Source organism: Pseudomonas sp. NPDC089734, assembly GCF_044748865.1.
GTDB lineage: Bacteria > Pseudomonadota > Gammaproteobacteria > Pseudomonadales > Pseudomonadaceae > Aquipseudomonas.
This window is the reverse complement of record NZ_JBIVGV010000001.1, coordinates 465,093-480,320: the sequence shown is the minus strand read 5'-3', so window position 1 is coordinate 480,320 and position 15,228 is coordinate 465,093. Positions and strand designations below refer to the sequence as shown.

17 protein-coding genes are annotated in these 15,228 nt (G+C 60.0%); 4 read left to right on the top strand and 13 right to left on the bottom strand.

The window, feature by feature from the left end; genetic code table 11:
* The first annotated feature begins 34 nt into the window (after window positions 1–34).
* A complete protein-coding gene (locus tag ACIPY9_RS02285; protein WP_400696675.1) occupies window positions 35–667 on the top strand; it encodes a TetR/AcrR family transcriptional regulator in 633 nt (210 codons plus the stop codon).
* A 14-nt stretch (window positions 668–681) separates the two neighbouring features.
* Here the strand turns inward: ACIPY9_RS02285 and ACIPY9_RS02280 are convergent, their stop codons facing one another.
* A complete protein-coding gene (locus ACIPY9_RS02280) occupies window positions 682–1,476 on the bottom strand; it encodes a class I SAM-dependent methyltransferase (protein ID WP_400696674.1) in 795 nt (264 codons plus the stop codon).
* Window positions 1,477–1,572: 96 nt separating this feature from the next.
* Between ACIPY9_RS02280 and ACIPY9_RS02275 the strand changes: the two genes are divergently transcribed.
* The gene (locus ACIPY9_RS02275; RefSeq protein WP_400696672.1) at window positions 1,573–2,196 is read left to right on the top strand and encodes an energy transducer TonB; all 624 of its coding nucleotides are present in this window, start codon (window positions 1,573–1,575) and stop codon (window positions 2,194–2,196) included.
* On the opposite strand, the gene ACIPY9_RS02270 is transcribed toward ACIPY9_RS02275, so the two are convergent.
* From ACIPY9_RS02270 to ppc, 7 genes are all read right to left on the bottom strand, one after another.
* Window positions 2,193–2,882, bottom strand: coding sequence for an extensin family protein (locus ACIPY9_RS02270; protein WP_400696671.1), 690 nt, complete (start codon window positions 2,880–2,882; stop codon window positions 2,193–2,195). The two genes, ACIPY9_RS02275 and ACIPY9_RS02270, sit on opposite strands and share 4 nt — an antisense overlap.
* Window positions 2,883–2,884: 2 nt before the next feature.
* Window positions 2,885–3,715: an oxaloacetate decarboxylase gene (locus ACIPY9_RS02265; RefSeq protein WP_400696669.1), complete on the bottom strand. Its 831-nt coding sequence runs from the start codon at window positions 3,713–3,715 to the stop codon at window positions 2,885–2,887.
* Window positions 3,716–3,766: 51 nt separating this feature from the next.
* Window positions 3,767–4,630, bottom strand: a complete 864-nt coding sequence (locus ACIPY9_RS02260; protein ID WP_400696668.1) for a DUF72 domain-containing protein — start codon at window positions 4,628–4,630, stop codon at window positions 3,767–3,769.
* A 2-nt stretch (window positions 4,631–4,632) separates the two neighbouring features.
* A complete protein-coding gene (locus ACIPY9_RS02255) occupies window positions 4,633–4,944 on the bottom strand; it encodes a hypothetical protein (protein ID WP_400696666.1) in 312 nt (103 codons plus the stop codon).
* A gap of 215 nt (window positions 4,945–5,159) precedes the next feature.
* A complete protein-coding gene (gene tsaB, locus ACIPY9_RS02250) occupies window positions 5,160–5,834 on the bottom strand; it encodes a tRNA (adenosine(37)-N6)-threonylcarbamoyltransferase complex dimerization subunit type 1 TsaB (protein ID WP_400696665.1) in 675 nt (224 codons plus the stop codon).
* A gap of 90 nt (window positions 5,835–5,924) precedes the next feature.
* Window positions 5,925–6,572, bottom strand: coding sequence for an adenylate kinase (gene adk / locus ACIPY9_RS02245; RefSeq protein WP_400696664.1), 648 nt, complete (start codon window positions 6,570–6,572; stop codon window positions 5,925–5,927).
* 281 nt (window positions 6,573–6,853) lie between these two features.
* Window positions 6,854–9,490, bottom strand: coding sequence for a phosphoenolpyruvate carboxylase (gene ppc, locus ACIPY9_RS02240; protein ID WP_400696662.1), 2,637 nt, complete (start codon window positions 9,488–9,490; stop codon window positions 6,854–6,856).
* Between the two features lie 379 nt (window positions 9,491–9,869).
* On the opposite strand from ppc, the gene ACIPY9_RS02235 reads away from it, so the two are divergent.
* Window positions 9,870–10,283: a DUF4398 domain-containing protein gene (locus ACIPY9_RS02235; protein ID WP_400696661.1), complete on the top strand. Its 414-nt coding sequence runs from the start codon at window positions 9,870–9,872 to the stop codon at window positions 10,281–10,283.
* A gap of 58 nt (window positions 10,284–10,341) precedes the next feature.
* Window positions 10,342–11,124, top strand: a complete 783-nt coding sequence (locus ACIPY9_RS02230; protein WP_400696659.1) for an OmpA family protein — start codon at window positions 10,342–10,344, stop codon at window positions 11,122–11,124.
* Window positions 11,125–11,280: 156 nt separating this feature from the next.
* Here ACIPY9_RS02230 and ACIPY9_RS02225 read toward each other — a convergent pair whose 3' ends face one another.
* From ACIPY9_RS02225 to ACIPY9_RS02205, 5 genes are all read right to left on the bottom strand, one after another.
* A complete protein-coding gene (locus tag ACIPY9_RS02225) occupies window positions 11,281–11,610 on the bottom strand; it encodes a hypothetical protein (RefSeq protein ID WP_400696658.1) in 330 nt (109 codons plus the stop codon).
* Window positions 11,607–12,521 carry an alpha/beta hydrolase gene (locus ACIPY9_RS02220; RefSeq protein WP_400696656.1) on the bottom strand — a complete coding sequence of 305 codons (915 nt, stop codon included), beginning with the start codon at window positions 12,519–12,521 and terminating at the stop codon, window positions 11,607–11,609. The genes ACIPY9_RS02225 and ACIPY9_RS02220 overlap by 4 nt, the downstream gene beginning before the upstream one ends.
* A gap of 80 nt (window positions 12,522–12,601) precedes the next feature.
* Complete coding sequence (locus ACIPY9_RS02215) at window positions 12,602–13,852, bottom strand: flavohemoglobin expression-modulating QEGLA motif protein (protein ID WP_400696844.1); 1,251 nt, start codon at window positions 13,850–13,852, stop codon at window positions 12,602–12,604.
* Window positions 13,853–13,901: 49 nt separating this feature from the next.
* Window positions 13,902–14,447 carry a hypothetical protein gene (locus ACIPY9_RS02210; RefSeq protein ID WP_400696655.1) on the bottom strand — a complete coding sequence of 182 codons (546 nt, stop codon included), beginning with the start codon at window positions 14,445–14,447 and terminating at the stop codon, window positions 13,902–13,904.
* Between the two features lie 22 nt (window positions 14,448–14,469).
* A complete protein-coding gene (locus ACIPY9_RS02205) occupies window positions 14,470–15,195 on the bottom strand; it encodes a TetR/AcrR family transcriptional regulator (RefSeq protein WP_400696654.1) in 726 nt (241 codons plus the stop codon).
* Window positions 15,196–15,228: the final 33 nt, after the last annotated feature.

Sequence of the window (15,228 nt, the reverse complement as noted above, 5' to 3'; positions counted from 1 at the left end):
TTTTAAAACTCTCCAGTTCATTATTTCAACGAATATGCCTAACCGTTCATTACCTGCAGGTCCGGGTCGTCCCAAGGATCTGGAAAAACGTAAAGCCATTCTGGAAGCCGCCAAAAATCTTTTTGTGCGCCATGGCTATATCAACACCAGCATGGACAGCATCGCCAGTGAAGCCGGTGTGTCTAAACTCACGGTCTACAGCCATTTCACCGACAAGGAGACCCTGTTTTCCGCCGCCGTGGTCGCACGTTGCGAAGAACAGATGCCAGCGCTGTTTCTGCATCTGAACAGTGATTTACCGGTAGAAACGGTCTTGCTGAACATTGCCCGCGCCTTCCAGGCCTTGATCAACAGCCCGGAATCCCTTGAGCTGCACCGACTGATGGTCACTCTGGGCACCCAAGACCCCAAGCTGTCGATGATCTTCTTCGAGGCTGGCCCACAACGCATTCTCAATGAAATGGAGCGATTGCTGAGCCAGTTCGACAAGGCTGGCAGCCTGCGTATCGATTCGCCGCGAACAGCCGCCGAGCACTTCTTGAACATGGTCAAGGGGCTCAGCAACTTTCGCCTGCTGGTGGGCTGTGGCGAGCCGCCCGACGCAGAAAGTGCCGAGCGACATGTGCAGGAAGTGGTGACGCTATTCGTGCGGGCTCATCGGGTTTAACCCTGCCCGCTCAGTCAGTCGGCTTTTGCAGGCTTGAGCGCCTTCTTCGGGTAGATGTCATAGCGGCTGGACTTGCCGTCCAGCGCATAGCCCGGCTTGGGACCATCGATGCAAGGTGCCTTGCGCGGGCGCTTGACCACCACGCGATGGGTCGCCAGGGCCAGGGCAGCCTCCAGCAGTGCCGGGGCGTCCATGTCATCGCCGACCAGCGGACGGAACAGGCGCATTTCCTTCTTCACCAGTGCCGTCTTTTCCCGGTGCGGGAACATCGGGTCAAGGTAGATCACCTGCGGCGGCTCGCCTTCCCAGGCGCGAATCAGCTCGATGGAGTTCCCCTTCAGCAAGTGCATCTGGCCGATGATCGATCCGACGTCGCCATCCTGACGCCCGCGCATCAGGCCATCCTCCAGCAAGGCCGCGATGATCGGCTGGCGCTCAATCAGGCTCATTTCACAGCCCAGACTGGCCAGTACGAAGGCATCCTTGCCCAGCCCAGCGGTGGCATCCAGGACGCTGGGCCGCACACCGGGTTGAATACCGACCGCCTTGGCGATCATCTGCCCGCTTCCGCCACCGAACAGGCGACGATGAGCCACTGCACCTTCGACGAAATCCACACGGACCGGCCCTGGCACATCGTCGCCCAACTGCTGCAATTGCAGCCCTTCGTCGCTCACTTGCAGGGCAAAATCAGCCTGATCGTCCTGTAACGGCAGGTTCAGACGCTCAGCCCAGTGCATGGCCTGATCCTGCCCGCCAGCCACCAGGGCCTCGACCCGTATGCGACTGCCCGCTTGCTGCTCACTCATTCGTTGCACACACTCAAAAAATGTTAATGATCGGCAAAATCGGCCGATAACCAAGTATCCGGCATTTTGCCAGACCCAAGGCCAGAACTGATCGTTATGTCTGAGATTGTTCAATCATCCATAGGCTACTTGTCGCACGCTGGCGACTACAGCCTCAGCAACAGCCGCACCCTGACCGGTGTGACGCAGTTGTGGTCGGATGCATTTGCCCGGGCAATGGCAGAACAGATCGGTGATAACAGTCAGCCTGAACCTGCTCCGATCAAGATCGAAGTCGATGCCGAAACCGGCGAGCCCCTGACTGGCGCAATCACTCTGAGCAAGATCGTCGAACAACGCGCCTGCCCGGTCACCGACACCCAGGTCAAACCGCCTGAGCCTCTGTTCCTGCCGATCGCCGAGTTCGAGCTGGACCTGCTGCCTCCGCCTGCCGAGCCGTTCAGCATCAGCGAAATGATCGAGCAGCAGCGCAATATGGAATTCGACAGCAACTGGGTTCGCCCGACCGTGCTCACTCCTTACAGCTACAACGGCAATCCAGGCCCAGGCCCGGAGCCTCGCCCTCTGCACCTGCCGATCGCCGAGTTCGAGTGGGAACTGGCCGACAAGCCCGCCCTGCCACTGGACGAAGAAACCATCCAGGCTCAACAGCGTCAGTTCGATTACGAGAACGGCTGGGCTCGCCCACTGATCCTGCAAAACCTGCGCATGGCGGCTTAACGGCACACCTGCCATCGCCCCATATCCACATGGAAATGATCACGATGCGCCGCGTTGTATTCCGGCCCCAGCACCGTGCTGAAGTGCTTGCAGGCTCCGTCGCGTATCAACCGTAAGAACCGTCCCTTGTCACCCTCGTCGCTCCAGTCCTTGAGCAGGTTGATCCGTTGCCCGTCGGCCAGGCGAAACCCGGCAATATCCAGTGCATTGGCAGTGGCGTGCTGGCTGAGACGGCTGTTGGCGCGGTTATAGACGTTGCGACAGGCAAAGCTGCCCAGATGGTCGATACGGGCGACGCGCTGCCCGAACACGGCTTGCGCCGCCGGCTGCACGGTATGGATATCGAACATGGCATAGGCCACCGCCAGCGGACAACTGGCCAGGAAGCTGCTGCTCAAGGCAATATCGCCTCCCTGAATGCGCAGAGTGTTCTGCAAGGGGCATCGGGCAGACGGATCGCTGTCGGCCTGACGGCTGAAGCGCAGGCTCGATGAAGCCAGCGCCTGATCACACAACGTCAGATCATTCTGCAAGCGCGCCAGCTTGAAAGGTGTCAGCACATTCGGCTTGAGCCGCACATCCAGCGGTGCCCACGGGTTCCATTGTGCGGGCACATCGATCCAGCCGCGCCAGACGCCGACAACAGCGGCGGCACACACCAGCAGGCACACCAGAAGCAAACGCATTCTCAGCCCTTGAACAAGGCGTTGAGTTGGGCGAACGGCAAAGCCTGTTCGGCGTAAGTGAAGGTGCCTTGGGTGCGGATTTCTTCGGCTGCCCGATAGAGCCCGCCCAATGCCGCCCGCGCCATGGAAGACCCGACACTGATGCGCTTGACGCCACACTCGCTCAGATCGGCCACCGACAGGGTGACACCGCCCAACCCCATCAATACATTCACAGGCCGGGGAGCCACGGCACGCACCACGGCAATGACCTCTTCACGGGTGCGTAAACCCGGCGCATACAGCACATCGGCTCCGGCTTCGGCGTAGGCTTCAAGCCGACGCAAGGTGTCAGCAAAATCCAGTCGGCCGTGCAGCAGGTTCTCGGCACGGGCCGTCAGCATGAAGGGAAATGGCAGGCTGCGCGCCGCCGCAACGGCGGCCCTGACCCGCTCGACGGACAGCTCGAAATCGTAGATGGGATCTGCCGCGTCACCACTGGCATCCTCGATCGAACCGCCGACGATGCCTGTCTCAGCGGCCTTCAGCAAGGTTTCGGCACAGCCTTCGGGGCTATGGGCAAAACAGTTTTCCAGGTCGGCAGCCACCGGCAGCGAGGTGGCTGCCGCGATGGCCGCGATATTTTCCAGAGACTCGTCACGACTGATCGCACCTTCGGCATCGGCACGTCCCAGGCTGAAGGCAAAACCGGCACTGGTGGTCGCCAGGGCCTCGAACCCCAGCGAAGCCAACAATTTTGCCGAACCGGCATCCCACGGGTTAGGAATGACAAAGGCGCTGTCGCGCTCATGCAGCGCCTTGAAGGCTTGTGCTCGAAGCAGTCGGGAATCCATGGACACGCTCTCGTCTGAATGGGGCTCTTATTGAACCCACAACTACCGACTTCAGAGCAAGCCCAGTTGTTCCACCTGCGGACCGCGCTCCAGTTCAGGCAAGGCCGGCAACCCCGGCAGACGCTGCATCAGTTGCTCATGAAAGCGCTGGGCAAGATCGGGAGCCTTCAGGTTGTCGGGGGTGTGCAGAAAGACATAGGGCGTGCGGCCCTCTTCAATCCAGCCCGCCACCTTTTCAACCCATTGCACAAGGAACGGGTCGTTATCTTCCAGTACAGGACGACCGATGAAACGGACCTGAGGGGACCGGGTCAGAGCGGCCGGACGCGCTGGGACCCTTGGCTTCTTGGACTGGGCATGCAGCACCGCCGGATCGCTGGAAACACAACTGAACAGCGCTCGCGAATCCAGACAGATACGCTCCACGCCCCGGTCCAGCAGCATCCGGTTGAGCATGCGCTCTTCATCGCCCCTCTCGAAAAAGGCCATGTTCCGGACCTCCACGGCCAGGGGCCGTTTCAATTCGTCGATAAAGCCCACCAGTTCCGCAAGACGTTGCGGCGAGAAACTGGCCGGCAATTGCAGCCAGAACGGCGACACGCGCTCGCCCAGCGGTGCCAGCAACTTCACGAAGGCCTCTGCGGCCTCCAGTTGCAGGCGCAGGTCGCCATCGTGGCTGATATCCCGGGGAAACTTGGCGGTGAACCGAAAATCTTCCGGCAAGACTTCAGCCCAACGCTGAACCGTAGCCGGTGCGGGACGGGCGTAGAACGTGGTATTGCCTTCGACGACATTGAAGACCCGGGCATAAAGCCGCAGGAAATCGGCAGGACGGGCATCTTCGGGATAGAACGACTCACGCCAGGCGCTTTCGCTCCATGACGGACAACCCAGGTAATAAGGCAGGCTGGACACGGTCAGACGTGGAGATCGAGCCCCGACACTTCCATGTCCCAATCCACAAAACTGGCAGTGGTCAGATAGCTGGCCAACGCATTGGCAACGCGAGTGCTCATGGAACGCGGGAAAATAATGTCTTGCGGACGTGCAGGAACGTTGGACGTAGCCCCCGTTTGCGCATCACCCGAACTGCGGCGCGAAGCCTGGGCGGGAGGCGGCAACTCAACATCACCCTCGATTTCCTCGAAAGAACCTTCTACGGTCGAAGGAGCCTTCTTCGGCTTTCGCTTGATGGGGTATGAACGTGATGAGGGACCGTCTATGCGCATCGATATCTACTCGGCGTCTTGTAGTGGCAATTTAACGTCACACGCCAGGAATTGGCAAACTCCTGAACGATAACTAGACCACACATATTGCAAATTGTTTGGCCTTGTGGCCATAACGCCGCATTTAGTCGACCAACGGTAGATGGCTAATTGATATTTCACTAGCCTTTTTCTCTCGCTCGTGATCTCGAAAACAGAGATTCAGGCCAGGCACCTTACCGCGCCTTGGGCGTTGCGACCTTGTCCCGCAGATAGACCGGTTGGGCATCGTCCGCCGGAATGGCCTCGCCACGGTTCCAGGCAAAGGTGGCCAGGGTCAGCAGGTCCTGGGCATGGGGCAGCATGCTCGCATCGTGACCGGCCAGAACGACCGGGATCCGTTCGGCATAGCCCCATCCGGTGCCCGAACCGAACCATTGCCCGCTGGCACCGACCGGCAATGCAGCCTGCTCGGGCGGCATCACGGCCTCGTTGCCGACCAGACGCATTTCGCCTGCGCTTTCGCGATAGCAGCCCCAGTAGACCTCATCCATACGCGCATCGATGGCCGAAGCGACCTGCAAGGCCCCGTGTTCCCGATAGGCACGCTGGGCCAGCACCGCCAGGTTCGAGACGGGCAGCACAGGCCGCTCCAGCGCAAACGCCAGCCCCTGAACCACACCGATGGCGATACGCACGCCAGTGAAGGCCCCCGGACCGCGACCGAATGCAATGGCATCGAGCGCCGACATGGCAATGCCGGCCTCGGCCAGCAGGTCCTTGATCATGGGCAGCAGGCGCTGGGCATGCAGGCGCGGAATCACCTCGTAATGGCTCAGCACCTTGCCATCATGCAGCAAGGCGACCGAGCAGGCTTCAGTGGCGGTGTCCAGGGCCAGCAAGGTGGTCATCGATGTATCCGTCGTCGTTGGAAAAAGTGGCGCAGTATAAATGACAAATGGCCCGCAAGCGGGCCATTGTTGATGCAGGAAGCAGCTGGATCAGCTCAAGGCAGCCAGTACCTTGGCCGTGATCGACTCTACGGAGCCGACGCCAGCGATGTGGCTGCACTTGGGCTTGCCGTTCTTCTTGCTCAGTTCGCTGTAGAACTCGACCAGCGGCTTGGTCTGTGCATGATAGACCGACAGGCGATGACGCACGGTTTCTTCGACATCGTCCTTGCGCTGCACCAGAGGCTCGCCGGTGACGTCGTCGAGACCCTCTACCTTCGGCGGGTTGTGCTGCACATGGTAGATACGTCCCGAACCTTCGTGGACGCGACGGCCGGACATGCGCTGGACGATTTCTTCGTCGTCAACCGCGATTTCCAGAACGTGGTCGATATCCAGACCCGCTTTCAACAGGGCTTCAGCCTGAGGAATGGTGCGTGGGAAACCATCGAACAGTACGCCCTTGCTGCAATCGGGCTGGGACAGACGATCCTTGATCAGACCGATGATCAGGTCATCGGAAACCAGGCCACCTGCATCCATGACGCTCTTGGCCTTCAGGCCCAGCTCAGTGCCTGCCTTGACTGCTGCACGCAACATGTCGCCTGTCGAAACTTGTGGGATGCCGAACTTTTCAGTGATGAATTTTGCCTGAGTACCTTTACCGGCCCCCGGAGCTCCCAGCAGAATCACGCGCATCGTCATGCTCCTCAAATTTTTATAGTCAATCGTCGGATTCGCCTCTTGGGCCAATCTAAAAAAACATACTCGGCCAAAGGCCAAAAGGCTGACCAAGATACACAGCAGACACAGGGCGCACAAGACGCCAAAAGTCGCAGCGCCCCACGCTCCCCGGCCGGGATGCCATCACACGAAGGCCACTACGCAGCTGAGACACTCTTCGCCTGATGCACACCGACCTCCCCTTCTACTGCTGCTGAACGGACAACACCCCGTCAGCGACAGGCACCCCGAAACTGTCAGCCAGTATTGCGCAATCCCGCCGCAATGCCCGCGACAGAGACCAGTAAAGCCAGTTCCAGAGGACTGTCCAGGCTGGCTTCACGATGACGCGAACGTGACAACAGCTCCGCCTGAAGCAAGTGCAACGGGTCCAGGTAGGTGTTACGCAGGCTGATGAACTCCAGCGTCTCAGGACTGTGCGCCAGCAGTTGCGACTGCCCCGTCAGCCCCAGCACGACCGCGCACGCCTGCGACAATAGGCCGCGCAGGTGTGCGCCCAAATGTTGCAGTTCCGCGCTCACCAGACGTTCGTCATAGAGCTGGGCGATGTCCGAATCGGCCTTGGCCAACACCATTTCCAGCATGTCGATGCGGGTGCGGAAGAATGGCCAGCGCTCGCGCATCTGCGCCAGTACCTCACCTTCGCCACGCTCCAGTGCCTGACTCAGTGCGGCTTCCCAGCCCAGCCAGGCTGGCAGCATCAGACGGGTCTGGGTCCAGGCGAAGATCCAGGGAATCGCCCGCAGGCTCTCCACTCCCCCTTCACGACGCTTGGCCGGGCGGCTGCCCAGCGGCAGGCGTCCCAGCTCCTGTTCGGGGGTTGCCTGCCGGAAGTAGTCGACAAATTCAGGGTTCTCCCGCACCACCGCACGATAGGCGCTGACGCCGTCGTCGGCCAGGCGGTCCATCATTTTCCGCCACGACGGCTCCGGCAAGGGGGGAGGCAGCAAGGTGGCCTCAAGCACTGCGGCCAGGTAGAGATTGAGGTTCTGCTCGGCAATGCCCGGCAGACCGAATTTGAAACGGATCATTTCGCCCTGTTCGGTGGTCCGGAAGCGCCCGGCGACCGAACCAGGCGGCTGGGAAAGAATCGCCGCATGGGCCGGACCACCACCGCGTCCGACCGTACCGCCGCGACCATGAAACAGCAGCAGTTCGACTTGCTGTTCACGGCAAATGTCCACCAGACGTTCCTGCGCCCGGTACTGCGCCCAGGCCGCGGCCGTGGTGCCCGCATCCTTGGCCGAGTCGGAATAACCGATCATCACTTCCTGCGGCCCGTGCAACCTTGAACGGTAGCCAGGCAAACCCAGCAGGCATTCGATCACAGGCCCGGCGTTATCCAGGTCCGCCAGGGTCTCGAACAGTGGAACGACGCGCATCGGCCGTTGCAGGCCGGCTTCCTTGAGCAGCAACTGCACCGCCAGCACGTCGGAGGCCGCCCCTGCCATGGAGATCACGTAAGAACCCAGCGAGGCGGCAGGCGCAGCCGCCACTTCGCGACAGGTCGCCAGGACTTCAGCGGTATCGGCAGCCGGTTTGAAATGGCCGGGCAGCAGCGGGCGACGGTTGCCCAGCTCGCTCAACAGGAAGTCGATGCGGGTCTGCTCATCCCACTCCTCGTAACGGCCCAGCCCCAGATAATCCGTGATTTCGGTCATCGCCGCGCTGTGTCGGCTGGAATCCTGACGCACGTCCAGACGTACCAGAAACAGTCCGAAGGTCACGGCACGGCGCAGGCAGTCGAGCAGAGGACCATCGGCAATGACGCCCATCCCGCATTCGTGCAGCGACTGATAGCACAACTCAAGCGGCCCAAGCAGTTCGCGGTTGTCGTGCAAGACCGCCTCGGGCGCAGGCTGTGGGGCTGTCAACGAAGCGTTCGCCCAGTTACGGGTCGCCCGCAGGCGCTCACGCAAGCGTTTGAGTTCGGCCCGATAAGGCTCGGCGCTGTCCCCGACGCTGGCACGCAAGGCATCACTGGCCTGTTGCATGGACAGGTCGGCGGCCAGCTGGTCCACATCGCGCAGGAAAAGATCGGCCGCCATCCAGCGTGCCAGCAGCAGGACTTCACGGGTCACACTGGCCGTGACATTGGGGTTGCCGTCGCGGTCGCCGCCCATCCAGGAAGCAAAGCGGATCGGCGCGGCCTCCAGCGGCAGATGCAGCCCGGTGGCGGCCTGCAAGGCCTGATCGGCCTTGCGCAGATAGCTGGGAATCGCCTGCCAGAGCGAATGCTCGATAACGGCAAATCCCCACTTGGCCTCATCCACAGGCGTTGGCCGGATACGGCGGATTTCTTCGGTGTGCCAGGCTTCGGCGATCAAGCGTTGCAGGCGAGACGTGATCTGCTCGCGCTCGATACTGTTGAGGTCACGATGGTCCAGGGCTGCCAGTTGCGCAGCGATGGCGTCATATTTCTGAATCAGTGTGCGACGAGCCACTTCGGTGGGATGCGCGGTGAGTACCAGCTCAATCTCCAGCTTGCTCAACTGGCGAGCCAGGGTTTCAGGCGAGTGGCCTTCCGCTTTCAGGCGTTCGAGCAGTTCGGGCAATACCCGTGTCTCGAAAGGCTGGGGCAAGGAGTCATCGCGGCGACGCATCAGTTGATACTGTTCGGCGATATTGGCCAGGTTCAGGAACTGGTTGAAGGCCCTCGCCACGGGTAGCAGCTCGTCATCGTCCAGGCTGTCGACACTGGAACTCAGTTGTTCGGCACCGGCTGCCGATCCCCGTCTGCCCGCCTTGGCGCTTTTACGAATACGCTCGATCTTGTCGAGAAATGCGGCTCCCCGCTGCTCGCGAATCGTGTTCCCCAACAGCTCACCCAACAAGTGAACGTCTTCGCGCAAACGCGCATCGATATCGGCCATCGTTCCCTCTCCCTCTTGTTGTATGGGTCGTCTTCGCAGAACACATGAAGGCCAACAGTGCACCAAAAGCCTCTCTGCGACAAATGCTTGCATCCAGACGCGATGACTTCGCGAAGCGACTACGCTGCTCAATGGGCCACTACAGCCCGCCGCTCTCGAGGGGCTGGCCGTAGCTCCCGGTCCGGCCAAAGCGTGACCGAACGCACAGGCTGGACGGAGAAACCTGAGTCTGTTGAAAAAATTCAACTGAACTATTCAAAAAACGTACAGGTCGGAGCCAATGACCATTACAGGAAAGCCGGAAGGCGGCGGGACAAGTCCCTGAGGTCTCCAGACCAGCAAAAAAACTGTCATGGATAACCACGTTCGGAGTCTGAAAATGGAGTTGATCACCATGAACACCCTTACTGCCAAAACCAAGTTCAAAAGCCTGCGCGGGCTGAAACTGGCTGCGCTGGCCCTGGGTAGTACCTTCATACTGGCCGGCTGCGCGGGCAATCCCCCGTCCGAGCAGTACGCAGTGACTCAATCGGCCGTCAACAGCGCGGTAAGCGCAGGCGGGACCGAGTACGCAGCGGTGGAAATGAAGTCGGCTCAAGACAAGCTCAAACAGGCTGACCTTGCCATGCAGGACCATAAATATGACGAAGCACGCAGGCTGGCCGAGCAGGCCGAGTGGGATGCCCGTGTAGCCGAGCGTAAATCTCAGGCCGCCAAGGCCGAGAAAGCCGTGCAGGATGCTCGCCAGGGCATCAACGAACTACGTGAAGAAAGCATGCGCCAGGTGCAGTAAGCCCACGCCACGCTCTACGTTTTTCATGCATTGGAATTGATTAAAGGACGATCCTATTATGCGCAAACAATTGATGATCCCTGCCCTGCTGGCCATGAGCGTCGCCCTGGCGGCCTGTGCCACCAAACCGAACCCTAATCTGGAACAGGCACGCAGCAACTTCTCGGCCCTGCAAAGCAACCCGCAGGCCACCAAGGTCGCCGCCCTTGAAACCAAGGATGCCAGCGACTGGCTGGACAAGGCCGACAAGGCTTTCCGCGACAAGGAAGACGAGAAAAAGGTCGATCAGCTGGCTTACCTGACCAATCAGCGCGTGGAAGTGGCCAAGCAGACAATCAACCTGCGCACAGCCGAAGCCGCCCTGCAAACTGCCTCGGCAGACCGGGCCAAGGCACGCCTGGACGCCCGTGACGCCCAGATCGCCCAACTCAAGAACAGCCTCAATGCCAAGCAGACCGAGCGCGGTACGCTGGTCACTTTTGGTGATGTGCTGTTCGACCTGAACCGTGCCGAGCTGAAACCCGGCGCACAAGGCAATATCACCAAGCTTGCGCAGTTCCTGCAGGACAACCCGGACCGTAAAGTGATCGTCGAAGGCTACACCGACAGCACCGGTTCCGCCGCCTACAACCAGACACTGTCTGAAAACCGTGCCAACTCGGTACGTGTCGCGCTGGTGAGAATGGGTGTAGACCCGGCCCGCATCGTGGCACAAGGGTATGGCAAGGAATACCCGGTCGCCGACAACACCAGCAACTCGGGACGTGCCATGAACCGTCGTGTGGAAGTGACCATTTCCAACGACAACCAACCGGTCGCGCCACGTTCTTCGCTGCGTTAAGCGATAGAGTCCGCTGACCAGAGCCCCGTCTGCCCCGTGCAGACGGGGCTTTTTTCATCCGTAGGAGCGAATTCATTCGCGAAAACGGTATTTCAAACGACAGATCCGTGTCGGATGTACCACCTCTTCGCGAATGAATTCGCTCCTACGGGGGCATCAGGGCTTCAGCTGCTGTGGTGTTTCCTGGCCCATGCAGCGCACGGCCTGTTTCTTGTTGTTGACCAGCACACCCGACAGGCCTTTCTGTGAGGTGTCGAACAGCACCAGCACGCCATCGATGCATTGCGCCACTTCCGAGGCTGGTGTCAGGGCGACCTTGTAGTCCTCGCCCGGTACGGTCTTGAGCATGGTGAAATCACTGAGCAGCAAGGCGTCCTCAGGCTTGGCAAAGTGCAGATAGCCGTAGAACCACAGGCAGCCGACGGTACCGATGATGGTGCCGATGCCGGTGAGGATCAGGGGAATAAGGTTACGCTCTTCGCTCATTGAGGACTCTTCTCTACAGGTTCGTTCTGAACATCGGGTTGCGGGTAATTGGGGACTTCGGCCAGACGACGCAGGCCGTTGAAATGCTCCGGGTCTTCCAGGTAACGCAGCATCACCTGGCGCCACAACGGATCGGAAAAGGTCTGGACATGACCGCCGCGGGTCAGTTGCAGCACGCGAGGCAAGGGTGCGGCCTGATACAGGCTGATGCCGTTGGAGAGCGGCACCAGCGTGTCGTCCATGCTCTGGAAAATCATCATGGGCGTCCCTTTGAGCTGCGGCAGGCCGTTGAGGGCGCTGTCGGCGTCGGGAATCAGCCAGGACAGAGGGACTTTCAGCGGCCAGGTCAGCCAGGACGTGCCGAGCGTGTAGCGGGCAACATCGCGATAACTGGCGGGCGCACCGTCCAGAATCAAGGCTTTCACCCTGCTGCGCTGTTCAGGGTGCTGCGCCAGATAATGCACGCCCAGCGCCCCCCCGATACTTTGTCCCAGCACCACCAGTGGCTTGCCTTGCACCTGAGGTTCGGCACTCAGCCAGTCGAAGGCGGCCTGAATGTCCTGATAGATGGCTGGCAGGCTCGGCTCGCCCTGAGACAGCCCATAACCGCGATAATCGAGCATCAGAACCTGATAGCCCTGTTCCGGCAGCCACCAGCTTCCGCCCAGGTGCCAGGCCAGGTTGCCGCCATTGCCATGCAGGTGCAGCACCGTGCCCTTGACCGGCACACCCTCTTTGGCCGGCAGCCACCAGGCATTCAGACGCGTGCCATCGGCCGCCGTCAGGGTCACGTCGCGGTAATGAAGACGGGCCTTGTCAGGCGTGAACGGCAGACCGGGTTCCGGGTAGAACAGCATCGAACTGCAGCCTGTGAGGCTGAAGATCAACACAAGGATGCTGATCAACTTCAAGAGGAAGTCCTTTTGGGGGGCTTTTCGCGAATGAATTCGCTCCTACAACCGTGGGAGCGAATTCATTCGCGAAGAAGGCGCTACAGAATATTCGAATAATCGGCTTCGATGCGATCCAGGCTCAAATGGTTCAGGAAGTTGGAGAAGCACATCCAGGCCGACAAGGCATTCATGTCGCGGAACTGATCGGGCAGGTACTTGGGCGCGACCACCAGCCCCTCATCGACCAGTTGGCGCAGGGTCCGCATGTCTTCAAGGGTCGTCTTGCCACAGAACAGCAACGGGACCTGCTCGAGCTTGCCCTTTCGCACGGCCAACTGAATATAGTTGTAAACCATGATGAAACCCTTGAGGTAGGACAAGTCTTTGGTGAATGGCAGCCCGTTGGGCGTCGATCCACGGAAGACCCGACTGGCATTGCCGTAGCTCTCGGGCATGCCGAAACCCTGCTCGCGATAGAACTCGAAAACCTGCAGGAAATCCGCGCCCTCTTCGGCCATGTGAATGGCACGGGTGCGATTGGTCAGCTTGCGCAGACGGCTGGGATAGGACGCAAAGGCGATGACTTCCATCAGGATCGCCAGTCCTTCCTGAGTCACCGTCGACGAGGGCGGCCCTTTGGACAGGAAGGTGCAGATCGGCTGATTCTGGCCATTGAGCGTGGTCCCGACATGCACCAGGCCTTCGTGAACCTCCAGCGCCCGTACATCCCGCTCATTGAACATCGCATCGGAGCGAATCTTGATGTAATCCGCGCCCGCCGCCGCATCGGCAACGATACCGTCGGACTCGAACACCCGAATGGTTTCCTCGGCCTCGCCAAACACCCGGTTCAACCGGCTTTGCAGCAGGGAAACGGCATCCTTGGCGGTCAGGATCTTCGGCTCGTCCTTCAGGTCGCCACGCCCGGCGATGTTGTTCAGGTAATCGGACAGCATCAGCCCCAGGTCGGACAGGGTCGGATCTCCCGCATGGAAAGCATCGGAAGCCGCGCCGTACAACTCCTGGGAGATCAAACCGAAATCCGGGGTGCCGCGGGCTTCGAGCATGCGGATCACCATGCGGTATTCCTTGCACATGCGACGCATGATCTGCCCGACCGGGTTGAACTGCCCCAGTTGCCGGGTGATGTCCCGCTCGATGTTCTGGAATTCCTGCTTCAACGCACCGGAATCGAACGATAACGGGCGATTTTCATAGTAGGCACGATCGACAGCGGGCAGTGCCTTGCCTTTGGCGGCGAGAAAGTCCTTGCGGACCTTGTCATCCCACTTCACCGCATCCAGTACACGAATCGGTGTCTGGGCAACGACGATCCGGTCCGACAACATACGAATGGTTTGCTGATACTCGTCCACCCGGCACTCCTTGGTTGACCTACTACTTGGGGACACGCTGATAACGCGCGGCCTCCAGGAAAACATCGGAATTGGCTGGATTGTCGAGATAGCCGAACACCTGGTCCAGAGGACTGGTGATCAGCAGGCCCTGACCAATCCCGCTTTCCACAGATCGACCCTCGAGGTCTTTCTGATCCAACCACTGCCTGAATCTGTCCAGATCCAGGTTGTAGACAACCAGTTCGTCGGTATCGGTCACCTCAAACCCGGCCATGGCATGATTGCCCCCGTACTTGTCCGGCAGTTCCGCCGACAGGTACCAGCGCCCGCCATGCTCCGTCACGGTAAACCGATACTCGTCGCGATGCTTGCGGTCACCCTTACGATAGCTGACCGCCTTGTAGATATTGGCAGCGGCACGAGAAACCTCAAGCTCCAGCGGCTCACCCCAGGCATTTTTGCTGGTCCAGGTGCCCAGTATCCGGGCAGGTGCAGCGTCATGAGCGGGAATGGCACCCTCAAAGGTCACCAGACAACCGCTCAAGAGCAGAAACGACAGCGCAACCAGGGCGCGCCAGGCTTTCATGGGTTTCTCCTGAAAAGGAATCTCACGCTTGAATCGATGAGTCGATTCCCAGAACCAGACGCATCTGGCGAGTGAGAATACCGAGCATTTCTTCGTCCGCCTGATAGTGCGGGCCATGAAGCAGGCCCTGATATTCCATCCGACGGATAAGCCCCGTCAACACTTGAGCATCCTGATCCGGCTGCGACGAACCGATGACCTGAAGAAACTGACAGGCGCCTTGCAGCAATATTTCCTGATGGGCGACGACCAGCAACGCCAGTCGGGGATTGATCAGCGCTTCATGATGGAATGCATGCTCGGCGATCAGGTAATCGCGGCGGGTCAGCAACTGGTGCCGGATGTACTCCATGGTCATCCGCGCGATGTCATCGGCCAGGCTCAGGCGATCAGCCGCATTGGCCGTGCCACGGGCCATCATTTCGCGCAGGACCGTTTCGGTGTTCTGCCACAGCTTGGCCTGATAGGCCGCACTGCGCTCGACATACTGGGCGAACGCATCGGTCAGCAGGTCATCGATGTCCTTGAAGTAATAGGTCGTGGCCGAAAGCGGTACTCCAGCCTCGGTGGCCACGGCACGGTGGCGTACGGCCCGCACACCATCACGCACCACAATGCGCATGGTTGCATCGAGAATCTTCTGACGACGCTGTTCACTCCCCTCTCGACTGGCCTTGCGGCCCTGATACCTGACACTCCTGGCGACAGCTGTTGCAATGTCAGCAGCGCCTTCTTGAGCGATTGTCACGACGGGGGGTTCCTTTGTGGTCTGACGGAGTTG